Origin of the sequence: Amycolatopsis sp. NBC_00438, assembly GCF_036026695.1 — a bacterium.
In the GTDB taxonomy this organism is placed as follows: domain Bacteria; phylum Actinomycetota; class Actinomycetes; order Mycobacteriales; family Pseudonocardiaceae; genus Amycolatopsis.
The window spans coordinates 8898428-8920619 of sequence record NZ_CP107923.1; the positions used below are offsets into that span (position 1 = coordinate 8898428).

A 22192-nucleotide genomic window follows, 5' to 3' on the forward strand; every position below is an offset into this window, starting at 1 on the left:
GCGTGCCGGTCGGTCCGGGGCGTATCTGCCTCCAGGGAATGCCTACCCCCCGGACCGGCCGGTAGGGAGGCTCCCGGTGGTCATGAACTCCCACGCCGAACTTCGGGCCTCGGCCATCCCGACCTCGTACCGGGCCGGAATCTCCTGAGTATGGGCCATGAAGTCGTAGAGCACGGTATTCGTCAAAGAGGTGTCGCCTTCGGTGTGCGCCGTCTCGGGAGCCAAGAACATGACAAACCCTTTGTGCTGCCCGATACCGAGATAGAACGTTCCTCGGCTCGGGTCGCCGGAGACAGAGCATTCGACCATCGAAGGCACGGGCACATCTTTGGTGTCGTCCTGTACCTGGGCGATGAGTGAGTCCAGTTCGTCCGCTGTCCGCACCACGATGGCCGGTTCACCTCCGGCGTAATCGTTCTCCGGTTCCTGGTTGTACCAGACTTCTAGCGTGACCACGGGTTCAATCCTCCGGTGAACGTCTTGCGATAGTTCGGTGCGTGGATCGTCACCGAGTAACCTGACGGCAGCATAATGGGCAAGAGCGTGTCGCAGCCGAAGGCGTTGCGGCACGGCCGGTTGTTGAGTACGAGGTCGACGTGGTTTCGCCCCTCGGCCACCATCCGGGCGGCGAGTTTTTGCTCGACATGGCTGACCGTCACCGGTGCGGCTTTCAGGGGAATGCCCCGCTCCTGCAGCAAAGTCCAAGCGGCGTCCGAGCCGGCGTCGTTGCCGCTGACGAGTTCGTGCGCCTGACCGTGCTCGTCCACCCAGCGGCCGTGCGTCTTTTGACCGGTACTCCGGGTGACCGGCGGCGGTAGTACGGCCGCCAAAGCAGCGGCCTGTTCGTGTGAGAGCCGTCGGCCATCCGCGGTGCGGGTCGGTTTCCGGGCCGGTTCCGGTGGGCTGGGAATAGTCCCCGCCGCGGGAGACGACTGCGGCGCCGAAGGTGGCTTCACCCCCAGGGTTCCCAGGTAGGCCGTCAAACCGGAAGCGGTGCGGCTCACGAGGTCCTGCACGACGGCTGTCAGTCGCCGCGCTTCGGCCAGACCGGCCACCGCGTTCCGCAGATCCTGGGAGCCGCTGCTTCGGGAGGCATCTTCCAAGGTCTGCTGGGCTTCCTCCAGCAGATCAGCCGTTCGGGTGAGAGCGTCGACCGGCAGGGCGGCCAACGAGGTCCGCACCGCCGCTGCCACTCGGTCCACGCCCATGCAGCCGCCCCTTGATCATCTCGTGTAACGAGGTTGATCCGTGAGGTCGAGTGTCGTCAAGCAAGCTGATCGGAGAGACCCGGACGAGTACGATCCGTCGGGAACGGTTCCCGGCCGAAAGGGCTGCCTGTGCGCACCGAGGTCGCCTCGCCGAAGGTCGAGGACCGGGTGCGCGACCTGCACCGGCGTGCGGTCGCGGCGACCAACGACGGCCAGCCGGTGGTCGGCGGGCGGCTGATCCGCGCCGCCGCGCGGCTGCTCGGCCTGCCCGCGAAGGCCGAGCCCGAAGGCTGGCCCGGGTGGCCCGATCTCGCGACGCGCGTCCTCGGCACCTACGCGGCCGTCGAAACGGCGCTGGGCAACAGCACTCGCGGACTGGCGCTGCTCGACGAAGCCGACCTCCTCGTCTCGGACGCCGGGCGCGGGATCCTGCGCCAGCAACGGGGTCTGGTGCTCATCCTGATCGGCCGGATGGACGAGGCCCTCAACTGTTTCGACGAGGCGATCCCGCAGCTGCGGCAGGCGGGCGAGTTCGTCGTGCTGGCCCGGACGTTGCTCAACCGCGCGATGCTGCACCAGTACGCCGGGCGCGTCCGGCTCGCGCTCGCCGACCTCGACCAGTGCGAGCAGATCGGCGCCGGGCAAGCCGAAGAAGAAGGCCTGGCAAGGATCTTCGCGAAGGCGGCGCACGGCCGTGGCCAGGCACGCGTGCTGACCGGCGACATCCCGGGCGCGCTGCGCGACTTCGACGCGGCCAGCGGGTTCTACGCCGAGCAGAGCGTCGGGATGCTGCCGGTGCTGGCCGTCGACAAGGCCCGCGCGCTGCTGGCCGCCGGGCTGCCCAACGAAGCCGCGGCCGAGCTGGGCGCGGCGCTGGAACAGTTCCCGCGGCTGCGGATGAACCAGGAGCACGCCGAAGCCGAGCTGACCCGCGCGCTGGCGGCGCTGGCGAGCGGGGAGACGTCGACCGCGCGCAGCTGGGCCGTGCGCGCCGAGCGTCGATTTCGTCGAAGGGGCAACGAAACCTGGGCGGCGGTCGCCCAGCTGACGGTGCTGCGCGCGGACTTCGCGGCCGGGCGGCGGATCTCCCGCGTCGCCGCCGACGCGACGTCGCTGGCCGATCGGCTGACCGCGCTGGGCCTGCGCAACGACGCGGAGATCGCCGCGCTGCTGGGCGCCCGGGCCCGGATCGCGCTGGGCGATCTCGACGGCGCCCGCGCCGGCATCGCCGCGCGCGACCGCCGGACCGCACCGCTGGAGAACCGCCTGTTCCGCCGCCTGGCGCTGGCCGAACTCGGGGCGGCGACGGGAAACCGGCGCGTGACGTTCGCGAACGCGCGGGCCGGGCTGACACAGCTGCAGCGCCACCGCAGCCGGTTCGGCAGCGTCGACCTGAAGACCGGGACGACGTCGCTGGGCAAGGAACTCGCCGACGCCGGCCTCGCCGCCGCGCTCGCCCAGCGCTCGCCGGGGGTGGTGTTCCGGTGGCTCGACCGGTCGCGCGCGCAGGCGTTCCGCTTCCGGCCGGTGCGCCCGCCCGCGCACCCGCAGACCGTCGACGCCGTCGCCGAGCTGCGGTACCTCTCGATGCAGATCCGCGCCGGCGAGCTGTCCGGCAAGCCGGACGCCCAGGCCGTGAAGCGGTGTGCGGCGCTGGAACGGGAGATCCGCGCGAAGGGCTGGCAGGCCGAGGGCACCGACGAGGACCACGCCGAGGCGAACCTGCGCGAGATCGGGGACGAGCTCGCGGCGAGCGGCAGCGCGATGGTGTGCTTCCTGGCCGACCACGGCGCGTTGTGCGCGCAGGTGATCGCCGACCACCGCGTCGCGCTGATCGAGCTGGGCCCGGCGTCGGCGGTCGCGGAGCCGGTCGCGCGGCTGCACAGCGACCTCGACGCCTTGTGCGGCCGCCAGTTGCCGCCGCAGCTGGACCAGGTCATCCGCCGGTCGGTGCGGACCCAGGTCACCGCCCTCGACGCGATCCTCCTGAAGCCGCTGGGCGCGCGGCTCGGCGACCTCGACGTCGTCGTCGTGCCGACCGGCGCGCTGTCCGCGATCCCGTGGGGGCTGCTGCCGACGTTGCGCGGCCGCCCGGTGACGGTGACGCCGTCGTCGTCGGCCTGGCTCGCCGCGGGACACCGGCCGCGCCGCGCGACCGGGGCGCCGCTGCTGGTCGCGGGCTCGGACCTGATCCACGCCGACGCCGAGGTGTCCCGGCTGGCCGCGCTCTACCCGGAGGCCGCGGTGCTGACCGGCCCGGAGGCGACGGTCGCGGCGACGCTCAAGGCGTTCGACGGCTGCCGCCTGGCGCACTTCGCCGCGCACGGCCACCACGAGCGGGAGAACGTGTTGTTCTCCCGCCTCAACCTCGCCGACGGGCCGCTGATGGCCTACGACGTCCAGCAACTGTCGACGGCCCCGGAGCAGGTGGTGCTCTCTTCGTGCGACGTCGGCCAGACAGTGGTCCGCGCGGGCGACGAGGTCCTGGGCTTCACGGCGGCGCTGCTCTACGGCGGCAGCCGGACGGTGGTCTCGAGCGTCGCCCGCGTCGACGACCGGACGGCGGGCGGCGTGATGCTGGCCTACCACCGGGCCCTGTCGTCGGGCACGCCCCCGGCCCGCGCGCTGGCCGACGCCGCCCAGGCCGAACCGCTGATGCCGTTCGTGTGCTTCGGCCGCGGCTGAGCCTTCTTTTCTTCCGACGTCTCACCCGGTCCGGGGTTGCTTTCGGGTGATCGACCCCATCGGGACGCATCCTCGGTGATCACTTGGGCATCTTCCTCATGAGTCCGAAAGTTGTTGACGGAACGAGGGAGAGCACCATGAAGCGCACTGTTACCGCGATCGCCGTCGGTGGCCTGGTGGCCGGGGGCCTGTTCCTGGCGGCCGGGGCCGCGAACGCGATGCCGAGCGACACCCCGTGCGGGGCGTCCGACGTGCACGTGACCGTCGCGCCGGACCCGTCGAACGCGGCGGGCCACGAGGCCTACGTCCTGACCTACACCGCGGCCTCGCCGACCACGAACTGCAAGCTCCAGGGCGCGCCGACGGCGTTGACCTTCATCGCCGACGGGCAGCGGCTGCCGATCGCCACCACGGTCGACGGCGCCGAGCAGCTCCCGGTCAACCTGCGCGACGGTCACCCGGCCGTGTCGCGGATCGTGCAGCGCTCGGCCGCACCGGCCTCGCCGGTCGCGCCGACGACCGTCACCTTCGACCTGCCGACCGGCCCGTACGGCCAGCCGGTGAGCGTCGACTGGCCCGCCGGAGCGCCGGTCAAGGGTGACTCCGTGCAGGTCACGCCCGTCAGCTGAAATTCGTTTCCGGCGCAGGGAGGAATGTCATGAAGCGCATCTTGATGGGGATCGGGGCCGCGGCGGGGATGGTCGCGTTGACGGCTTGTGGCGCGGCGGGGGCCGCGACGCAGGCGTCCGCCGGTTCGGCCGGCACCGCGGGGACGGCCGGGGGAGCCGGGGCCGCGGCGGCTCGGGTTCCAGCCACCGCGACACCGCGCTGCACCACAGCGGACCTGGCGGTCTCGCTGGGCAAGCCGGCCGGGAAGAGCGACGCGCCGGGCCAGTTCGACGTGCCGCTGACCTACCGGAACACCTCGGACCACACGTGCGGCCTGTACGGCGTCCCGGGTGTCGACCTGGCCGGCCCGGACGACGCGACGTTCGGCCCGGTGTACCACCTGCCGCGCGAGAACAACGGCGTGAAGTACAACGAGGTCCCGGCGGGCACCACGGCGTCGGCGACGATCACGGTCCTGACGCCGTCCGAGGGCGGCGCGTCCTGGACGCCGACGCAGCTGAAGACCATCCCGCCGGGCCAGACCCAGGCGCTGACGGCGGACTGGCCGGCCGACCTCCCGGTCCTGCGCCAGGACGCGGCGACCCACCCCGGCACCTACGTGAACGGCATCCTCGCCGACCCGGCCTGACGCTGGGCCGAATGCCACGGCCTCACTCGATCGGGTGAAGCACAAGAGCGCGCGTCATACCTGACGCGAGGTGCCCTCTTCCTCCATGCGGCGGTAACCGGCCGGCACGCCCCCCGACTGGCCGGTTACCGCTGCGGTCTTTCCTACTCACGGTGGACCGGGCGCGCGGCGCCTTCCCCGGAGGTCCGCAGCTTCGGAGATCCGCGACGGCGCCCTCGCCCCTTACCGTCGGAACATGACGATCGAACCTGCGCAGTGGCACGCGGTCCGTGAGGCTTTCGCCGGGGTCGGCGGCCGGTTCGCGGACGTCGTCGAGAACGCGCCGGACCCGCACGCGAAGGCCGTCGGCGAGTGGTCGATCGCCGAGACCGCGGCGCACGTCGGCTGGATCGCGCTCGTCTACACGGCCATGGTCAAGGGGGACGGCGGCCCGCTGCCGCTGCCGGAGCTGGAAGAGCCGATGGCCTCGGCGAACATCGAGACGGTGTCGGCGATGAACGACGTCGCGATGACGGCCTACCCCGAGCGCGACCCGCGCCGGCTGGCCGAACGGCTGCGCGCCGACATCGCCGAAGTGCTGCAGGTGAGCCGCGACTACGACCCGGAGAAGCCGATCTGGTGGCTGGGCGGCAGCCGGATCCCGGTGGCCGGCCTGCTCGCGCACCTGGTCAACGAACTGTCCATCCACGGCCACGACATCGCCCGCGCGAGCGGGCAGCCGTGGCGGATCGAGGCGGCGCACGAGGGCATGTTCCTGGAGCTGTTCTTCGTCGGCATGGTCCGCAACGACGTCGGCCGGCTGCTCGACTACGCCAAGCCGTCGCCGCGCCGGATCGCCGTCGAGTTCCGCTCGGACCACACGGCGCCGGTGGTGATGGTGCTGCGGCACGGCGGCCTGCGGGTGGAGGAACCCGACGGTACGGCGGACGTCCGGCTGACCTTCGACCCCGCGGTGCTGGTGCCGATGATGTTCGGCCGGATCTCCCCGCTGCGCGCGGTGTTCAGCGGCAAGGTCCGCGTCGGCGGCCGCCGGCCGTGGCTGCTGCCGGTGTTCCTCCGCACGGTCCACATGCCCTAACTCAGCACGCGGAACGTCAGGTGCGTCGCGTTCGGCGTCTCCGACACGGCCGTGCGCTCCAGGCGGACGTGCGCGCCGACCGGGCCGTCGAACAGCCGCACCCCGGCGCCGAACAGCAGCGGGACCACGTGCAGCCGCAGCTCGTCGACCAGCCCGGCCCGCAGGAACTGCCGCATGGTCGTGCCGCCGCCCATCACGACGACGTTCCCGTCGCCCGCCGCGGCTTTCGCCCGCGTGAGCGCGGCTTCCGGGCCGTCGGTGACAAAAGTGAACGTCGTCGGGCCTTTCACGACCGGCTCCGACGGCCGGTGCGTGACGACGAAACACGGCTTCCGGAAGGTGCCGTCGTCGCCCCAGGGGTCGATTCCGACGTCGAACATCGACCGGCCGAGAACAAAAGCGCCGGTGCCGTCGAACAGCTTCGCGGCGGCCGCGGCGTCGGCGTCGGTGCTCTCGAACATCCACTGGTGCAGCAGGTCACCGTCCCGGCCGAGCCGGTGTTCGATGCTGGTGTCCGGGCCGGCGACGATCCCGTCGGCCGACATGCTGATCTCCGCGATCACGGTTCCCATGCGGCGACCGTGCCACGCCCGGGTCAGTTCGTCGACCAGCCGTCGCCCCACTCGACGTCGCGGGCGGCGCGGTAACGCGGGCCCTGCTTCTTCGAGACGGCGACGCCGCTCTTGAGGCCGTCGGCGGCGGTGCAGAGGTCGAGCGCGACCCAGCCCTTGTGCTTCTTCGGGTGCCGGATGATCCGCGCGTCCGGCCGCGCCGGGGTGAACCGCCCGGCGACGACGTAGGCGAACTTCTCGTCCTCGAACCCGAGAGTGGCGGTCTTCATCCGGCGGTGCAGGTTCGAGCGCGGCAGCCGCGCGGCGAAGTGGCACCAGTCCTGGCCGGGCGTGATCGGGCAGCCGCCGTCGTGCGGGCACGGCGCGACGACGTGCAGGCCGAGCTCGATCAGCTGGGCCCGCGCGGCCCGGATCCGCTCGTAGCCGGCGGGCGTCCCGGGCTCGACCAGCGCGACGGCTCCGGCCTTCGCGGCGAGCCACCGCACGACGTCTTCGCGGCTCGCTTCGGGCAGTTCGCCGAGGACGTAGGAGAGGGTCACGAGGTCCGCGTCGGGCGCGGGCGCGGCCGGATCGACGAGCCCGCGGCGCCATTCGACGTCCCGGACGACAGGCTTCTTCGCCCCGGCGGCGAGCCGTTTCCCGAGCCCGATCGCCCCGGCGACCTGCTCCACGACGGCGCATTTCGCGAGCGACGGCCAAACGTCCGCCGCAGCCCACACCGCGGCGCCGGTACCGCCGCCGACGTCGATCTGCGTACGCGGCTCGAAGCCCGGAGCGCGCGAAGCGGCTTCGGCGAGCACAGCGTGTACGGCGGCGTAGGTCGCGGGCATGCGGTAGCCGGCGTAGGCCGCGACGTCGACGTCGGAGGCGAGGATCGGCGACGTGGCCGCGTCACCTTGGCGGTAGCGCGTGCTGAGCTTGTCGACGGCCTGCGTGAGCCGGTGGAGGGGATGCCGGGCCAGCTCGTCGTCGAGCGCGGCGGAGAGATCGTCGGGAAGTACGGCCACGACCGCTGATTCTCCCCTGACGGCGGCACCGGCCGGTCACCAGGGCTTGGCGTCCCGGTTCTCCGTCCAGCGCCAGGCCCGCCCGGCGGCCCGCCCGAGCCGGAGTGGCCACCACGCCGCCCGGAGTGGTCAACACGGCACGCAGCGCCCGCCGGCGAACCCATCCGCCGGTGTGTTGGCCGTTCCGGTCGCCATGGTTGCCGGTCTGGTCGCCGCCCAGGAGCGCTGTCCGGATTGTCCCGCCCGGCGCGTCCTGAGCTGCTACTTTTCCCGCGCGAAAAGTTTTCCGGCGAACCTCGTCGATCCGGCGTCCCGCCGTTCGACGCGTAAGCAGAAGCGAGCGAGAGGAGACCGCGATGCGGTTCATGGTGATCGTCAAGGCGTCGGAAGAGTTCGAAGGCGGGCAGGGTCCCAGCGCCGAGCTGCTGGAAGAGATGGCGAAGTTCAACGAGGAGATGCTGAAGGCCGGCATCCTGCTCGCCGGCGAGGGGCTCACGCCGAGCTCGCAGGGCGCGCGCGTCGTGTTCTCCGGTCACGAGGAGCCCAAGGTCGTCGACGGGCCGTTCGCCGAGACCAAGGAGCTCGTCGGCGGGTTCTGGATCCTGCAGGTCCGCAACCGCGAAGAGGCGGTGGAGTGGATCAAGCGGATGCCGAACACCGACGGCGGGCGGCACGAGGTCGAGATCCGGCGGGTCGCCGAGGCGTCCGACTTCGAGAACCTGACGCCCGAGGTCGCCGAGATCGAGGCGCAGCTGCGCGCGAAGACCTCCGGGGAGGCGTGATGCGCTTCCTGGTGATGGTCAAGTCGACCCCGGAGTCCGAAACCGGCGCGCCGCCGAGCGCGGTCCTGTTCGAGGAAATGGCGAAGTTCAACGAGCAGCTGGTGGCCGACGACCGGATCGTGCTGGCCGAAGGGCTCACCGCCAGCTCGGAAGGCGTGCGCGTCGTGTTCGACGGCGACGCGGAACCGAAGCTCATCGACGGGCCCTTCGCGGAGTCGAAGGAGCTCGTCGCCGGGATCTGGGTGCTCAACGGCGAATCGCTCGAGGACGTCGTCGCGCTGATGAAGCGGGCGCCGAACCCGGAGGAGCAGGGCGGCGTGCTGGAGATCCGCCCCATCGCCGAGTAGTGGGTTGCACCGAGCAGGCGCACCCTGTCTGATGGCCGGGTGACGGTTGCGGACACCCGGAGCACGGTAGAAGCGGTTTGGCGGATCGAGTCGCCGCGGCTCATCGCGGGCTTGGCCCGGATGGCCCGCGGCGACGTGGGACTGGCCGAGGAGCTGGCGCAGGACGCGCTCGTCGCGGCGCTGGAGCAGTGGCCGGAGTCCGGCGTGCCGCGCAACCCCGGCGCGTGGCTGATGACGATCGCCAAGCGCCGCGCCGTCGACCAGTTCCGCCGCAACGAGCGGTACGCGGAGAAGCTCGAAGAGGTCGGCCGCGACCAGCGGCTCGGTGAGGGCGTCCTGCCGGACTTCGACGCCGCGCTGGACGACTACATCGAGGACGACCTGCTCCGGCTGTTGTTCGTCGCGTGCCACCCGGTGCTGAACACGCAGGCGCGCGTCGCGCTGACGCTGCGGATGCTCGGCGGCCTGACGACCGACGAGATCGCGCGCGCGTTCCTCGTCCGCGAATCGACGATCGCGCAGCGGATCGTCCGCGCGAAGAAGGCCCTCACCGCGGCGAAAGTCCCGTTCGAGGTGCCCGAAGGCGACGAGCGGATCGCGCGGCTCTCGTCCGTGCTCGAGGTCATCTACCTGGTGTTCAACGAGGGCTATTCGGCCACCCGCGGCGACGACTGGATGCGGCCGTCCCTGTGCGAGGAGGCGATGCGGCTCGGGCGGGTGCTCGCCGGCCTGATGCCGGGCGAGTCCGAGATCCACGGCCTGGTCGCGCTGATGGAGCTGCAGGCGTCCCGTTCGAAGGCCCGCACCCGGCCGAACGGCGAGCCGGTGCTGCTGCTGGAACAGGACCGCTCCCGCTGGGACCGCCTGCTGATCCAGCACGGCCTCGCCGCGCTGACGCTGTCCGAGCAGATCGCCGAAGGCGCGTACGGCCCGTACTCGGCCCAGGCGGCGATCGCGGCTTGCCACGCGCGCGCCCACAAGCCCGACGAGACGGACTGGGCCCGCATCGCGGCGCTCTACGAAGGACTCGGCAAACTCCAGCCGTCCCCGGTGGTCGAGCTGAACCGCGGAGTCGCGGTGGCGATGGCGTACGGCCCCGAGGCGGGCTTGGCGGTGGTGGACGCGGTGGCCGACGAGCCGGCGTTGAAGGACTACCACCTCCTGCCGAGCGTCCGCGGCGACCTGCTGCAGAAACTGGGCCGGCTCGAGGAAGCGGAGCAGGAGTTCCGCCGCGCGGCGGAGATGACGGAGAACGCCCGGGAGCGAGCCCTGCTCCTGGACCGCGCGACGGCGGTGGGTCGCTGATCGCGGCCCTGCTCCCCGGCTTCCGCGACGTCCGCAGCGCCCTGATCGCGGGTTACATGTGGTTCTGTGCCGGGTGGCTGCTGATCGGCCACTACGCGCCGCCGCCGGGTGGTCTGCTGGGAAAACCGGCGCTGGAGCCGCTGGATCTCTTCGGCACCGGCGGACAGCTGGCGGCGATCAGCGTGCTTTGCCTGCTAGGTGCTGCACCTGTCGCCGCGACTCATCGTCGCGAAGCTCGGCCGCCATGGGCGACAGAACGCCCGGGAGCGAGCCCTGCTCCTGGACCGCGCGACGGCGGTGGGTCGCTGGTCAGGCCTCGATGAAGACGATCTGTTCCGGCGGCACCGTCAGTTTCACGCTCTGCCGTTTCACCTCCACCAGCGTCGACAGTTCCGTCGCGTGACCGCCGGGGACCGTGAACAGGCGGTCGTCGCGGGTGTCGAGGAAATGCGCGAACCCCGAGAGTGACGCGCCGCCCGTTTCGTCCAGGACCAGGTAGTCGGCCAGGCGGCGGAACAGTTTCGGCAGCAGGACCAGGTCGTCGCTGAGCTGGGCGCGCTTGCTCAGCTTGAACCCCGACGTCGTGACGTCCGAAGCCCACACGCCGCTCCCGGCCTTGCGGGCCGCGACCGCCGCGTCCGACAGCGCTTGGCGGAGATCGGGGTACAGCAGCGAATAGAACGTCGGGTACGCCAGGCCTTCGGTGATCATCCGGAAGTTGACGGAGTTCTTGAGCTGCTTGACGTCCAGGTGCACGAGGCTGCCGTCGACCGAACGGCCCGGCCGTTGGCCCGGGAACGCGAACGCGACCGCGCGGCCGTATTTGTCGGCGAAGCGGGTGAGAATGTGCCCGGTCACCTTGTCCGGCGTCGCCGACGTCACGATGCCGTCGTCCTTGCGGGTCACGTCGGTGAACCCGAGCACCGCGACCAGCCGGTCGGCGGCCGCCGTGCCCAGGGCGACCGGCTGGTGCAGCATCGGGCCGCCGTGCGGGCGGTAGTGCGTCTCCAGCGCGTCGATCGCGTCGAGCCGCAGCTGCATGCCGCCGCGGGAATTGAGCCGGACCTTAAGCCCGGCCTTCTTCGTCGCTTCGGGATCGTCCGGGTAGAACCGCACGGAATCGCCGTCCGGGGAAGCTCCGACGAGCTGGAACGTACCTTTGATCAGCGTCATGGGCATACGACAACGGTAGGACGCCCGGCTGGTGATCCGTTCGCTTTTCCACCCGGACAGACCAGTGACCACAGTGGAAACAACCGCGATACCGCCGGACGACGTTAACGGATTTCCCGCCACGAAAGCGGGGAAAGCGCCACCGCGGCCGCGGCGATCCTGCGGGCGGTCTCCGTGGTGAGACCGGTGCGCGCGGATTCGATCCATTCGCCGACCGGCCGGACGCCGATGTCCTGGTACTCGAGCGCCTGCAGCAGCATCTCCAGCTTGTCCGCGTCCTTGGCGCAAAGCGCTTCGGACGTTTCCCGTGACTCGTATTCGTCGACGGCCGCGCGCACGACGTCTCGCGAAGACACCGGCAGCCCCGCCGTCTGGTCCGCGGTGATCTCCCGCGGTTCCGGTTTGCGCAGGTACGCCACGGCGGTGTGCGGGAGGTCGCCCGTGCGGGTTTCCTGCGTGTCGTGCCACAGCGCCAAGAACGCGGCCCGTTCCGGGGACGCGCCTTCCTCGGCCGCGAGCAACGCGGCCAGCTGCGCCGCCCGGAGGCTGTGCTCGCCGACCGACTCCGGGTCGCGGACGCCCGCCTGCCACCACCCCGACCGCCGGATGCGTTTCAGCACCCCGAGTTCGTAACCGAAAGCGGCCAAGGCGTCAGCAGTCATGGAGCCCAGCCTAGGGCGACGGGATCATCGCCGTCAGGATCGTCGCCTGCAAGAGGGAAATCACGCCCACCACCGCGGTCAGCGCGAACGACCAGAGGAACGTCTGCCGCAGCAGTGAGCCCTCCTTGCCGGTCTGCCCGATCGCCGTCGCGCCGATCGAGAGGTTCTGCGGCGAGATCATCTTGCCCATCACGCCGCCCGACGTGTTCGTCGCGCCGGCCAGGATCGGGTCGATGTGCAGCTGCTGCGCCGAAATCACCTGCATCGGCCCGAACAGGCTGTTCGTCGACGCGTCCGAGCCGGTCAGGAACACGCCCAGCCAGCCGATGTACGCCGAGAACAGCGGGAACACCGCGCCCGTCGTGGCCAGGGCGAGGCCGAGGGTCTGCGTCGCGCCCGAATAGTTCATCACGAACGCGATCGCCAGGATCGTGAAGATCGTCGCGAGCGCCCAGCGCATCTGGTGCAGGGTCTTCCGGTACGTCGAAAGCAGCACGCCCGGCCGTGCGCCCATCGCGAACCCGGCGATCACCGCCGCGATCAGCGCGACCGTGCCCGGCGAGTACAGGAAGTCCACGGTGAACGTGGCCGCGTACGGCGCGTTCTTCGCGGTGATCGGCGGGTGCTGGATCACCTGGTTGTGCAGCCCCGGCCAGGCGAAGATCCAGTCGGCCTTGTGCAGCAGCTTCGTCAGGTCCAGCCACACCGGCAGGTTCTTGAAGATCGTGCCGATCCGGGACAGGAAGATCGCCGCGATCAGGATGATGTACGGCATCCACGCGTAGAGCGCACCCCGCGAAGCCTTGGCCGCACCCAAGCTCGACGACGCAGGAACCGGCGCCTCGCCGTCGAAGCGCCACACCGACGCGGGCTGCCAGAAGCGGGTCAGGATCCACAGCGCGGCCATCGCGGTGAGCGCGGCGAGGACGTCGACCAGGCTGGCGCTGATGTAGTTCGACGCCACGAACTGCATGGCCGCGAACGCGAGACCCGCCGTCAGCACCGCCGGCCACACCTCGACCATGCGCTTGAAGCCCGCCAGCACGACGACCAGGAACGCCGGGATGATCAGCGCCAGCACCGGGACCTGACGCCCGACCATCGCCGAGAACGCGTCCGTCGCCTGGTCCGGCTTGAGGTGCATGATCGGCGCGGTCAGCCGGCCCAGCACGATCAGCGGGTTGCCGAGACCGCCGAACGCCACCGGCGCGGTGTTCGCCAGCAGCGCCAGCACGACGGCCTTCACCGGCGGGAAACCGAGTGCGGCCATCATCGCCGCGGTGATGGCGATCGGTGACCCGCCGCCCGCGACGCCTTCCAGGAGTGCGCCGAAGCCGAACGCGATCAGCAGCGCCTGCAGCCGCCGGTCCTCGCTGAACCCGGCCAGCACCCGCTTGATCGAGTCGAACCGGCCGGTCGCGACCGTGACGTTGTGGAAGTAGACCGCGTGGAACGCGATCCAGGCCACCGACCAGACGCCGAACACCACACCCATCGCCGCCGAGTCGAACGCCAGGCCGGCCGGCATCCCGTACAGCAGCAGGGCGACGCCCAGCGCGGTGACCAGGGCGAGCGCCGCCGACAGGTGCGCCGACAAGCGGACCACGCCAAGCGCCACCAGCAGCACGATGATCGGGAGCGCGGCCAGCAGGGCCGACACCCACAGCCCGCCCGCCGGCTGGTAGTCCTGGATCCAGGTCACGTCAGCTCCTTTGCCCTCGCACGTAACCGAGCCTCAGCGACAGGGCGGCGGCGGTCCCGGCCACGGAGGCACCCAGTTCGTCCAGCCGGCGCAGCACCCGCGGGGCCGGTCCGGCGACGCTGATGGCGGCGATCGGCCGTCCCGAGTGGTCGCGGACGGCGGCGGCGACGCAGCCGACGTCCGGCTCGTTCTCGACCTCGTCGACGGCCCAGCCGCGGCGGCAGGTCCGGGCGAGCTCGTCGAGCAGCCGGTGCGGGTCGATGATCGTCTTGAGCGTGAGGGGGTCCAGCTTCATCCGCCGGACGCGCTCGGCGCGGTCGGGCTCCGGCAGCGCGGCGAGCCAGGCCTTGCCCAGCGACGTCGCGTGCTGCGGGCGGCGTGTGCCGAGGCGGCAGGCCAGGGTGACGGCGCTGGCGCTGCGTTCGGTGGCGACGTAGACCATGGTGTCGTTGTCCGGCACGGCCAGGTAGGTCGTCTCGCCGGAGCGTTCCGCGAGCGACGCGAGGTAGCGCGGCGCGCACCGGTGCAGATCGGTCGCGGCCATCGCGCGGGCGCCGAGCTCGACCAGCCGCGTCCCCAGCCGCACCCGGCCGGTGACCTGGTCGGCTTCGAGGTACTCGAGGTTCTTCAGGGTCCCGACGATGCGGTACGCGGCACTGCGGGAAAGCCCCAGTTGCCGCGCGATCGCGTTGGTGGAAATCTCCTGGTGACGACCCACGTGCTCCAGCACCGCGAGCCCGCGCTCGAGAGTTCCGCTCTGTTCCAGCCCGCGCTCCGGTCCCACGTTGCCCTCCGTTGGACGTTCCGTTCCCGCTCAGCGGTACGTATTTCCGCTGGGCGGGTTTGGACGGTAACACCTCCGATGTATGTGGGGAAGATCTTGGAATAACTCGCATTAGTGCGGAATACGGGGTCGGCTAATTGGTACAACCTCCGATCGTTAGGTTTCCTACCTAAGGCGGTTGTGGCGGCGGTCACGTCACGCTAGGCGGTGGCCCACGTTCATATCCGTGAACATCGACCTGACAATTGGGCCTCGGGAAGTGACCACTGGTCACGCGCTCAGGAAACTCACAGCGCCTTCCGGGCACCGTCTGCGGCATGACCGTCCGAAGCCCCCTGCGCACCCGCGCGTCCGTGGCCGCCGGCCGGCTGACCGCGTGGCTGTCCCGCAGTTCCGGGCTCGGCCGCGGCGGCATGATCGGCGGCCGCGTCACCCTCGCGCTCGACCCGCGAGCCCTGCGGCAGCTCGGCCGGGAGCGCACCGTCGTGCTCGTCACCGGCACCAACGGCAAGACGACGACGTCGCTGATGCTCACCCGTGCGCTCGAAGCGCTGGCCGAAGTCGCCTCCAACAGCGACGGCGCCAACATGCCCGACGGCGTCCTCGCCGCGCTCACCGCCCACCCGGACGCGCCGTACGCCGTCCTCGAGGTCGACGAGACCTACGTTCCCCAGGTCGCGGACCAGGTCCAGCCCGCCGTGCTGGTGCTGCTCAACCTCAGCCGCGACCAGCTCGACCGGGTCGGCGAGGTCCGCGCGATGGAGCGTGACCTGCGCGCGGCGATCGCCAGGCTGCCCGAGACGCTCGTGGTCGCCAACTGCGACGACGTCCTCGTGACGTCCGCCGCGAGCGCGGCTGCGAAGCCCGTGTGGGTCAGCACGGGCCGCCGCTGGAGCGGCGACGCGACGGCGTGCCCGCGCTGCGAAGGCCGGATCGCCGAAACCGACCGGCACTGGAGCTGCGGTTGCGGGCTGGCCCGGCCGGAACCCAGCTGGATCCTCGAAGGTGACCTCGTCCGCACGCCGGGCGGTCGCCAGATCGACCTGGACCTGCGGCTGCCCGGCGACGCGAACCGCGGGAACGCCGCGCTCGCGCTGGCCGCGGCGCACCGGCTCGGCGTGCCGCCGCACACCGCGGCGGCCCGGCTGCGCACCATCACCGACATCGGCGGCCGCTACCGCACGGTCCGCCGCACCCGCCATTCCGTGCGGCTGATGCTGGCGAAGAACCCGGCCGGCTGGGTGGAAACCCTGCGCGTGCTGGACGAAGACACCCCGGTGGTCGTCGCGGTCAACGCCCAGGAAGCCGACGGGCGCGACCTGTCCTGGCTCTGGGACGTCCACTTCGAACGGCTGCGCGGGCGCCAGGTCGTCGTCACCGGCGAGCGCTGCGCCGACCTGGCCGTCCGGCTCTGTTACGCCGAGGTGGCGCACTGGGCCGAGCCGGACCCGGTCGCCGCGATCGACACGCTGCCGCCCGGCGCGGTCGAACTGGTCGCCAACTACACCGCGTTCCGCGACCTGGTGGGCAGGCTGCCCGGTGGCTGAGTCGATCGTCCACATCGGACTTCTGCTGCCCGAGGTGCTCGGCACCTACGGCGATTCCGGCAACGCGCAGGTGCTGTGCAAACGACTGCAGTGGCGCGGGTTCGACGCCGAGGTCGTGCCGGTCGGGCTCGGCGAACCGGTACCGTCCACTTTGGACCTCTACCTGCTCGGCGGTGGTGAGGACGGCGCGCAGGTGCTGGCCGCCGCGCACCTGCGGAAGTACCCCGGACTGCGGCGCGCGGTCGCGAACGGCGCCGTGGTGTTCGGCGTCTGCGCCGGGCTGCAGGTGCTCGGTACCCGCTTCCGCGGCCTTGACGGCGTCGACCACGACGGCCTCGGCCTGCTCGACGTCACCACCGAACCCGGCGAGCGACGGTCGGTCGCCGAGCTGGTCGCGACGTCGTCTTCGCTCCTGGGAAACGCGCCGCTGACGGGCTTCGAGAACCACCTCGGCGTCAGCAAGCTCGGCGCCGACAGCGCCCCGCTGGGGCAGGTCGTGCGCGGCACCGGCAACGGTGATGGCACCGAGGGCGCGGTGACCGACCGGGTGATCGGCACGTACCTGCACGGCCCGGCGCTCGCCCGCAACCCGGAGCTGGCGGACCTGCTGCTCGCCTGGACGGCCGGGCACCCGCTGCCGGAGTTGCCGGTGCCCGAGGTCGACCGCCTCCGCGTCGAGCGGCTCACCACCACGCGCCGTCGCCGAACGTCGTGACGGCGGCGCTCACCGTCCCGCGAGCCGTTCGTGGTTACGCTGCGCTGGTGAAACTGGGCAGGGTGATCGCCGCGACCGGCGTCCGGATGCGGACCACCGCGGTGGCGGTGTTCGCGCTCGCGCTGGCCATCGCGGCGGCGCTGGCGATCGTCGTCGTGCTGCTGGAGGAGTCGCTCGACCGCAGCGTCACCGAGAGTGCTCGCAGCACCGGCCGCCAGGTCGCGATCCAGCTCGTCCGCGAGGGCGCGCGGGACCTGAGCGCGAGCGACGTCGCGAGCACCGGCGACACCGAAGCCGTCACGCAGGTGCTGAACGCGCAGGGCCGGCCGATCGCGAGCGACCCGGCGATCGTCGGGCACCCGCCGCTGACGTCGTCCCGGCCGACGATCGGGCACGAAACCGTCGAGACCCTCCCGCTCGGCCTCAACGGCGACGGCGACGACTACCGCGTCGTCTCGCAGGAGGTGAACGGGCCCGGCGGGCCGTTCACGGTGATCTCCGCGCGCTCGCTGGAGCCGGTGACGGAGGCGTCGACGCGGCTGACGCTGCTGCTCGGCCTGATCGCCGTGCCGCTGCTGGCCATCTCCGGCCTCGCCGTCTACCGCGCGGTCGGCTCCGCGCTGCGGCCGGTCGAGCGGATGCGCCGGACCGTCGCCGAGATCTCGACGCGCGACCTCGAAGCCCGCGTCCCGCTGCCGCCGGGTGGTGACGAAGTGCACCGGCTCGCCGTGACGCTCAACGAAATGCTCGGCCGGCTCGCCTCCGCGCAGGCCGCGCAACGCCGGTTCGTCGCGGACGCCAGCCACGAGCTCCGGTCGCCGCTCTCGACGATCAGCACCGCGCTCGACGTCTCCGGGCGGCACCCCGAAAGCACCGAGGAGCTGGTGCCGGTGATCGCCCGCGAGACCGCGCGGCTGCGGGAACTCGTCGACGACCTGCTGATGCTCGCCCGCACCGACGACGCCACCGACCGGCCGTCGCGCACCGAGGTCGACCTCGACGACATCGTGCGCGCCGAAGCCGAACGCGTGCGGGGCGAATGCGCCCTCGACGTCGAGGTCCGGGCGGGCCCGGCGAAGGTCTACGGCAGCGAGGCCCAGCTGCGCCGCGCCGTGCGCAACCTCGTCGACAACGCGCGCGGCCACGCGCGGGACCGGATCCGCGTCGCCAGTTCGGTGCACGGCGACCTCGCGGTCGTCGAGGTGGGCGACGACGGCCCCGGTGTCGGCGAGGCCGACCGCGACCGGATCTTCGAGCGGTTCGTCCGGCTCGACGCGTCCCGCCAGCGCGGCCACGGCGGCACCGGGCTGGGCCTGCCGATCGTCGCCGGCATCGCGGCGCGCCACGGCGGCCGGGCGCGCTACGCCGCGTCCGAGGAACCGGGGGCGCCGGGCGCGCGGTTCGTGATCGAGCTGCCGGCGATCGCCGTGCCGGACGAGGAGGACTGACGTGCGCCTGCTGATCGTGGAGGACGGGCGCGAGTTCGCGGAGACGCTGCGGCGCGGCCTGGTCGCCGAGGGCTTCACCGTGGACGTCGCGCACACCGGCAAGGACGGCCTGTGGTCGGCGACCGAGCACGAGTACGACGTCGTCGTGCTCGACATCATGCTGCCCGAGCTATCCGGCTACGAGGTGCTCAAACGCCTGCGGGCGGCCGAAAACTGGACGCCGGTGCTGATGCTGACGGCGAAGGACGGCGAGTACGACGAGGCCGACGCGTTCGACCTCGGCGCCGACGACTACCTGTCGAAACCGTTCTCGTTCGTCGTGCTCATCGCCCGGCTGCGGGCCCTGCTCCGGCGCGGTGCCCCGGCCCGCCCGGCCGTGCTGGAGGCCGGTGACCTGCGGCTCGACCCGTCGGCGCGGACCGTCCACAGGGGACAGAAGCGGATAGAGCTGACCGCGCGCGAGTTCGGGCTGCTGGAGTTCCTGCTGCGCCGGGCCGGCACCGCGCTGACGAAGAACGAGATCCTCGGCCACGTCTGGGACGCGCACTACGACGGCGACGAGAACGTCGTCGAGGTCTACATCGGTTACCTCCGCCGCAAGATCGACGTGCCGTTCGGCACCCACACCATCGAGACGGTCCGGGGCGTCGGTTATCGGCTGACCGGTGGAAATTAACCGGAATCACCTTTTCGGCGCAGTAACCGCCAACCGGGTGATCGAATCCGTCGAATAGCGGCAAAACCACAGGCTGAACGGTGTTAGTGCCGCGGCCAAGACATTGCTACGGTGAAGGTACGGCCGGCGAAGGAGCCCCGATTTCCCGCAATTTCGCCGCGGTATCGAGAGCAATTGTCGAACGAGGGCGGAGAACCGTGGCGCTGCAGTTGTTCGGGGTGGTCCGGGCCGGTCACCCACGGTTGCCGCGGGCGGTGCGGTGGGCGGACCTGGCGATGGTCGTCGGCGAAGCGCCCGCCGAGCCGGACCCGGCCGCGCACCTGGCCGTGGTGTCCTCGCTGGTCGAAGGCGGCCCGGTGCTGCCCGCGCGGTTCGGCGCGGTGGCCGAGGACGAAGAGGCCGTCCGCCGCGAGGTGCTCGCTCCGGCCGCCGACGAGTACCGCGCCGATCTCGCACGGCTCGACGGCCTCGCCGAGGTGCACGTCTGCCTGCGGTTCAGCAAGTCCGGAGCCGCGAACGGCCTGCTCGCGGAGGTCGCCGGCCGGGCGCGTGATTCGCGGGCCCTGCCCGCCGGGGAACACGCCGACGAACGCTGGGCGTTCCTGGTCGGCCTGGGCGACCTGCTCGTGGTCCGGGAAGCCGTCGCGTGCGCCGGCGCCGACTGGGTCGGGCCGCTGCCGCCGTACAGCTTCGTCGACCGGCGGTGAGCGCCGGCGGAACACCTGCTGAACACTCTTTTCCCCGCTGGCCATGACAGCTCTCCGCCGGTGATCCTGACACCGTGGCCCCCCGCACCGATCAGCAGGCTCCGCCGCCGGAGTTCCGCACCGCGTTCGGCCGCGGCGGCCCCGGGCCCGGGCAGTTCACGAGCCCGGCCGGGATCACGGTCGACGCGCGCGGGCAGCTGTGGGTGGCCGACACCGGCAACGACCGCGTCCAGGCGTTCACCCGCGACGGCAAGCTCGTGCGGGTGCTGGCCGGCCGGCTCAAGGCGCCGGAAGCCGTCGCGGTCGACGCGGCGGGCAACGTCTACGTCGCCGACACCGGCAACCACCGCGTCGCGCAGTACGCGTGGTGGGGCGGGTTCGTCCGGGAGTTCGGCGCCGGCGAGCTCGACAACCCGCGTGGCATCGCGCTCGACTCGGCCGGCCGGATGCTCGTCGCCGACACCGGGCACCGGCGCGTCGCGCGCTTCGACACCCGCACCGGCGCGGCCCTCAGCGACATCACCGAGAAGCTCAGCGCACCGCAGGGCATCGCCGGCGACGGCGCCGGCGGCGCGTGGATCGTCCACAACGGACACCCGGCGGACGGCGACGTCGCGGTCGTGCGGTACAACGCCGACGGCCGGGTGATCGGGTCCCTCGAGTGCGGCGGGAGCCTCCTGGCCGGCGTCGCCGTGACCGGGTCCGGCGACGTGTACGTCACCGCGCCGGACCACGGCCGGGTCACGCGGTTCCGGACCACCGGTCCGTGCCGCGCGGAGTTCGGCTCGGACGCGCTCGGCGCTCCGCTCGGCGTCGCCGTCGACGCGGCCGGCGGGATCTGGATCGCGGACGCCGGTCACCACCGCGTCGTCTGCTTCGGCGGCTAGCTCTTCGAGATCGACGCCGTCGCGCGGACCACGGCGGTGCAGCGGTTCTGCACGAACCCGAGCCCGCCGTCCTCGGCGATGCGGCGCGCTTCGGCGGACGTGATGCCCTGCTGCAGCCACAGCGCCTTGGCGCCGATCTCGACGGCGTCGCGCGCGATGCCCGGCGCCTCGGGGGACGGCCGGAAGACGTCGACCAGGTCGACCGGCTCCGGGATGTCCTTCAAGGACCGGTAGACCTTCTCGCCGAGCAGTTCGGTGGCGCTGGGGTGGACCGGGATGATGCGGAAACCGTGCGCCTGCAGCACCGCCGGGACGCCGTGCGCGGCCTTGGCCGGGTCGCGGCTCAGGCCGACGACCGCGATCGTCTTCGCGTTCGCCAGGATCTCTTCTGGGCTCATGCGGGTGGAACGTCCTGCCGGCGTCAAAGCTTCCAGAGCCGCAGGCCGCGGACGCGGTAGACGGGCCAGAGGACGTGCCACGGCTTGCGGTGCGCGAACGTCGCGGCGCAGGTCAGGATGTTGCGCGCGGACGTCGTCGACACCTCGTGGCGGTCCGGCCAGGTCTGGCCCTTGGCGCCGACGGCGATCCGGAACACGGTCAGCAGGCCGCGGCCCTGCAGGTCGTACTTGGCGCCGGTGTCACCGGAGTCGGGCGCCAGTTCGAGGATCTCGGCCCCGAAGGCGCGCGCGATCCCGGACGCCCCGCTCGGAACGGCACCGACACTGCGCGTGATCGCCTTGCCGTGCAGGCGCCGGGCGTACCGGGCGAGCAACAGGCGTTCCCAGAGCGGCAGGACGCGGCGGTGCGCCAGCAGCGCGGCGCACTCGCCGTGGCCGATCGCGAAGATGCTCTCGACGTCGTCGTAGCTGCCGTACTCCGCGGGCTCGTTCAGGTGCAGCCGCACCTCGAACCGGGTGCGCGCGGTGAGCTCGTCCAGGTGCTCACGGCGATCGAGCCGGGCCTTCGCGCGGGAAAGCGACCAATCGGCCATCGGACCTCCAGACGTCGCGGACAGGGTAGATCGCCCGCGACGTCCAGACCACGCTTTCAGCCGATCTTCTCGCCGTACATCTCGCCCAGCGGGTCGGAGATCAGCTCGACGCGGGCGCCGTCCGGGTCGGACAGGTAGATGGACGTCTTGCTCTCGAGCAGGTACTGCACGCCGGCCTCGTCGAGCTTGTCCTTGATGACGCTCCACCGGTCCGGCGTGACCGACAGCGCGAGGTGGTGCAGTCCACCGAGGACCTCGGCGTACGGGCCGAGGTCCAGGCCGGGCAGGTCGAAGAAAGCGACGGCGTTGCCGTTGCCGACGTCGAAGAAGAAGTGGCTGGAGCCGGGGTAGTCGCGGTTCTCGATCAGCTCGGTCAACGGGAAGCCGAGGATGTCCTGGTAGAACCCGATGGTCCGCTCGACGTCGCTGGAGATCAGCGCGGTGTGGTGGATGCCGCGGCCGTTCGTCGCGGGCCGCTCGGCGGCCGGGCGCAGGTGGCGCTCGCGCAGTGCGTCGCGGACCTCGGCGAGCTTGGTGACCTCGGCCTGGGTCGGTGCCATGTCCCTCACGTCCCTTCCTGGTGGTACTGCCCAAGCTACGCCCAATTTATCTCGCGCGCAAGAGGTTGTCTGGCGAGAGTTCCGCTGGGCGGAACATC

24 protein-coding genes are annotated in these 22192 nt (G+C 71.6%); 13 read left to right on the plus strand and 11 right to left on the minus strand.

What is annotated here, in order from left to right:
• Nucleotides 1-42: 42 nt before the first annotated feature.
• Complete coding sequence (locus tag OG494_RS40910; protein WP_328448019.1) at nucleotides 43-456, minus strand: Imm1 family immunity protein; 414 nt, start codon at nucleotides 454-456, stop codon at nucleotides 43-45.
• Complete coding sequence (locus OG494_RS40915; protein WP_328448021.1) at nucleotides 444-1208, minus strand: DddA-like double-stranded DNA deaminase toxin; 765 nt, start codon at nucleotides 1206-1208, stop codon at nucleotides 444-446. The genes OG494_RS40910 and OG494_RS40915 overlap by 13 nt, the downstream gene beginning before the upstream one ends.
• 129 nt (nucleotides 1209-1337) lie before the next feature.
• Here OG494_RS40915 and OG494_RS40920 point away from each other — a divergent pair, with 129 nt between their 5' ends.
• The 4 genes from OG494_RS40920 to OG494_RS40935 all read left to right on the plus strand — a co-directional run bounded on the left by OG494_RS40920 (nucleotide 1338) and on the right by OG494_RS40935 (nucleotide 6229).
• Nucleotides 1338-3893 (plus strand): CHAT domain-containing protein, encoded by a 2556-nt coding sequence (locus OG494_RS40920; protein ID WP_328448023.1) that lies wholly within the window; start codon nucleotides 1338-1340, stop codon nucleotides 3891-3893.
• 137 nt (nucleotides 3894-4030) lie between these two features.
• Nucleotides 4031-4522: a DUF4232 domain-containing protein gene (locus OG494_RS40925; RefSeq protein ID WP_328448025.1), complete on the plus strand. Its 492-nt coding sequence runs from the start codon at nucleotides 4031-4033 to the stop codon at nucleotides 4520-4522.
• Between the two features lie 29 nt (nucleotides 4523-4551).
• Entirely contained in the window at nucleotides 4552-5151 is a 600-nt protein-coding gene (locus tag OG494_RS40930; RefSeq protein ID WP_328448027.1) for a DUF4232 domain-containing protein, read from the plus strand.
• 235 nt (nucleotides 5152-5386) lie between these two features.
• Nucleotides 5387-6229: a maleylpyruvate isomerase N-terminal domain-containing protein gene (locus OG494_RS40935; RefSeq protein WP_328448029.1), complete on the plus strand. Its 843-nt coding sequence runs from the start codon at nucleotides 5387-5389 to the stop codon at nucleotides 6227-6229.
• Here OG494_RS40935 and OG494_RS40940 read toward each other — a convergent pair.
• Together OG494_RS40940 and OG494_RS40945 are read right to left on the minus strand one after the other, a co-directional pair.
• Nucleotides 6226-6801, minus strand: coding sequence for a dihydrofolate reductase family protein (locus OG494_RS40940; protein WP_328448031.1), 576 nt, complete (start codon nucleotides 6799-6801; stop codon nucleotides 6226-6228). The two genes, OG494_RS40935 and OG494_RS40940, sit on opposite strands and share 4 nt — an antisense overlap.
• 23 nt (nucleotides 6802-6824) lie before the next feature.
• A complete protein-coding gene (locus tag OG494_RS40945) occupies nucleotides 6825-7808 on the minus strand; it encodes a small ribosomal subunit Rsm22 family protein (RefSeq protein WP_328448033.1) in 984 nt (327 codons plus the stop codon).
• Between the two features lie 356 nt (nucleotides 7809-8164).
• On the opposite strand from OG494_RS40945, the gene OG494_RS40950 reads away from it, so the two are divergent.
• The 3 genes from OG494_RS40950 to OG494_RS40960 are packed head-to-tail and all read left to right on the plus strand — an operon-like array spanning nucleotide 8165 to nucleotide 10242.
• A complete protein-coding gene (locus OG494_RS40950) occupies nucleotides 8165-8590 on the plus strand; it encodes a YciI family protein (RefSeq protein WP_328448035.1) in 426 nt (141 codons plus the stop codon).
• The gene (locus OG494_RS40955; protein ID WP_328448037.1) at nucleotides 8590-8937 is read left to right on the plus strand and encodes a YciI family protein; all 348 of its coding nucleotides are present in this window, start codon (nucleotides 8590-8592) and stop codon (nucleotides 8935-8937) included. The genes OG494_RS40950 and OG494_RS40955 overlap by 1 nt, the downstream gene beginning before the upstream one ends.
• 39 nt (nucleotides 8938-8976) lie before the next feature.
• Nucleotides 8977-10242, plus strand: coding sequence for an RNA polymerase sigma factor (locus OG494_RS40960; protein WP_328448039.1), 1266 nt, complete (start codon nucleotides 8977-8979; stop codon nucleotides 10240-10242).
• 309 nt (nucleotides 10243-10551) lie between these two features.
• Here OG494_RS40960 and OG494_RS40965 read toward each other — a convergent pair whose 3' ends face one another.
• The 4 genes from OG494_RS40965 to OG494_RS40980 form a co-directional block, all read right to left on the minus strand.
• The gene (locus OG494_RS40965; protein WP_328448041.1) at nucleotides 10552-11415 is read right to left on the minus strand and encodes a thermonuclease family protein; all 864 of its coding nucleotides are present in this window, start codon (nucleotides 11413-11415) and stop codon (nucleotides 10552-10554) included.
• A gap of 104 nt (nucleotides 11416-11519) precedes the next feature.
• Nucleotides 11520-12077 (minus strand): HD domain-containing protein, encoded by a 558-nt coding sequence (locus OG494_RS40970; RefSeq protein ID WP_328448043.1) that lies wholly within the window; start codon nucleotides 12075-12077, stop codon nucleotides 11520-11522.
• 10 nt (nucleotides 12078-12087) lie between these two features.
• Nucleotides 12088-13779, minus strand: coding sequence for an L-lactate permease (locus OG494_RS40975; RefSeq protein WP_328448045.1), 1692 nt, complete (start codon nucleotides 13777-13779; stop codon nucleotides 12088-12090).
• Nucleotide 13780: 1 nt separating this feature from the next.
• Nucleotides 13781-14563: an IclR family transcriptional regulator gene (locus OG494_RS40980; RefSeq protein ID WP_328448047.1), complete on the minus strand. Its 783-nt coding sequence runs from the start codon at nucleotides 14561-14563 to the stop codon at nucleotides 13781-13783.
• A 317-nt stretch (nucleotides 14564-14880) separates the two neighbouring features.
• Between OG494_RS40980 and OG494_RS40985 the strand changes: the two genes are divergently transcribed.
• From OG494_RS40985 to OG494_RS41010, 6 genes are all read left to right on the plus strand, one after another.
• Nucleotides 14881-16110 (plus strand): Mur ligase family protein, encoded by a 1230-nt coding sequence (locus tag OG494_RS40985; protein ID WP_328448049.1) that lies wholly within the window; start codon nucleotides 14881-14883, stop codon nucleotides 16108-16110.
• A complete protein-coding gene (locus tag OG494_RS40990) occupies nucleotides 16103-16825 on the plus strand; it encodes a type 1 glutamine amidotransferase (RefSeq protein ID WP_328448051.1) in 723 nt (240 codons plus the stop codon). Before OG494_RS40985 ends, OG494_RS40990 begins: the two co-directional genes overlap by 8 nt.
• Before the next feature lie 47 nt (nucleotides 16826-16872).
• Nucleotides 16873-18273 (plus strand): sensor histidine kinase, encoded by a 1401-nt coding sequence (locus OG494_RS40995; RefSeq protein WP_328448053.1) that lies wholly within the window; start codon nucleotides 16873-16875, stop codon nucleotides 18271-18273.
• Between the two features lies 1 nt (nucleotide 18274).
• On the plus strand, nucleotides 18275-18949 hold the full coding sequence (locus tag OG494_RS41000) for a response regulator transcription factor (RefSeq protein ID WP_328448055.1): 675 nt from the start codon (nucleotides 18275-18277) through the stop codon (nucleotides 18947-18949).
• Nucleotides 18950-19146: 197 nt separating this feature from the next.
• Complete coding sequence (locus OG494_RS41005) at nucleotides 19147-19656, plus strand: GvpL/GvpF family gas vesicle protein (RefSeq protein WP_328448057.1); 510 nt, start codon at nucleotides 19147-19149, stop codon at nucleotides 19654-19656.
• 74 nt (nucleotides 19657-19730) lie between these two features.
• Nucleotides 19731-20543 (plus strand): NHL repeat-containing protein, encoded by an 813-nt coding sequence (locus OG494_RS41010; protein ID WP_328448058.1) that lies wholly within the window; start codon nucleotides 19731-19733, stop codon nucleotides 20541-20543.
• Here the strand turns inward: OG494_RS41010 and OG494_RS41015 are convergent.
• The 3 genes from OG494_RS41015 to OG494_RS41025 are packed head-to-tail and all read right to left on the minus strand — an operon-like array spanning nucleotide 20540 to nucleotide 22094.
• On the minus strand, nucleotides 20540-20941 hold the full coding sequence (locus OG494_RS41015) for a CoA-binding protein (protein WP_328448059.1): 402 nt from the start codon (nucleotides 20939-20941) through the stop codon (nucleotides 20540-20542). The two genes, OG494_RS41010 and OG494_RS41015, sit on opposite strands and share 4 nt — an antisense overlap.
• Before the next feature lie 23 nt (nucleotides 20942-20964).
• A complete protein-coding gene (locus tag OG494_RS41020; RefSeq protein ID WP_328448060.1) occupies nucleotides 20965-21534 on the minus strand; it encodes a hypothetical protein in 570 nt (189 codons plus the stop codon).
• 56 nt (nucleotides 21535-21590) lie between these two features.
• Complete coding sequence (locus OG494_RS41025; RefSeq protein ID WP_328448061.1) at nucleotides 21591-22094, minus strand: VOC family protein; 504 nt, start codon at nucleotides 22092-22094, stop codon at nucleotides 21591-21593.
• Nucleotides 22095-22192 lie beyond the last annotated feature (98 nt).

Coding starts and splice junctions, on each gene's coding strand:
- OG494_RS40915 (WP_328448021.1), bottom strand. CDS start 1,208: ATGGGCGTGGACCGAGTGGCAGCGGCGGTGCGGACCTCGTTGGCCGCC.
- OG494_RS40925 (WP_328448025.1), top strand. CDS start 4,031: ATGAAGCGCACTGTTACCGCGATCGCCGTCGGTGGCCTGGTGGCCGGG.
- OG494_RS40930 (WP_328448027.1), top strand. CDS start 4,552: ATGAAGCGCATCTTGATGGGGATCGGGGCCGCGGCGGGGATGGTCGCG.
- OG494_RS40935 (WP_328448029.1), top strand. CDS start 5,387: ATGACGATCGAACCTGCGCAGTGGCACGCGGTCCGTGAGGCTTTCGCC.
- OG494_RS40940 (WP_328448031.1), bottom strand. CDS start 6,801: ATGGGAACCGTGATCGCGGAGATCAGCATGTCGGCCGACGGGATCGTC.
- OG494_RS40950 (WP_328448035.1), top strand. CDS start 8,165: ATGCGGTTCATGGTGATCGTCAAGGCGTCGGAAGAGTTCGAAGGCGGG.
- OG494_RS40955 (WP_328448037.1), top strand. CDS start 8,590: ATGCGCTTCCTGGTGATGGTCAAGTCGACCCCGGAGTCCGAAACCGGC.
- OG494_RS40965 (WP_328448041.1), bottom strand. CDS start 11,415: ATGACGCTGATCAAAGGTACGTTCCAGCTCGTCGGAGCTTCCCCGGAC.
- OG494_RS40970 (WP_328448043.1), bottom strand. CDS start 12,077: ATGACTGCTGACGCCTTGGCCGCTTTCGGTTACGAACTCGGGGTGCTG.
- OG494_RS40985 (WP_328448049.1), top strand. CDS start 14,881: ATGACCGTCCGAAGCCCCCTGCGCACCCGCGCGTCCGTGGCCGCCGGC.
- OG494_RS41015 (WP_328448059.1), bottom strand. CDS start 20,941: ATGAGCCCAGAAGAGATCCTGGCGAACGCGAAGACGATCGCGGTCGTC.
- OG494_RS41020 (WP_328448060.1), bottom strand. CDS start 21,534: ATGGCCGATTGGTCGCTTTCCCGCGCGAAGGCCCGGCTCGATCGCCGT.
- OG494_RS41025 (WP_328448061.1), bottom strand. CDS start 22,094: ATGGCACCGACCCAGGCCGAGGTCACCAAGCTCGCCGAGGTCCGCGAC.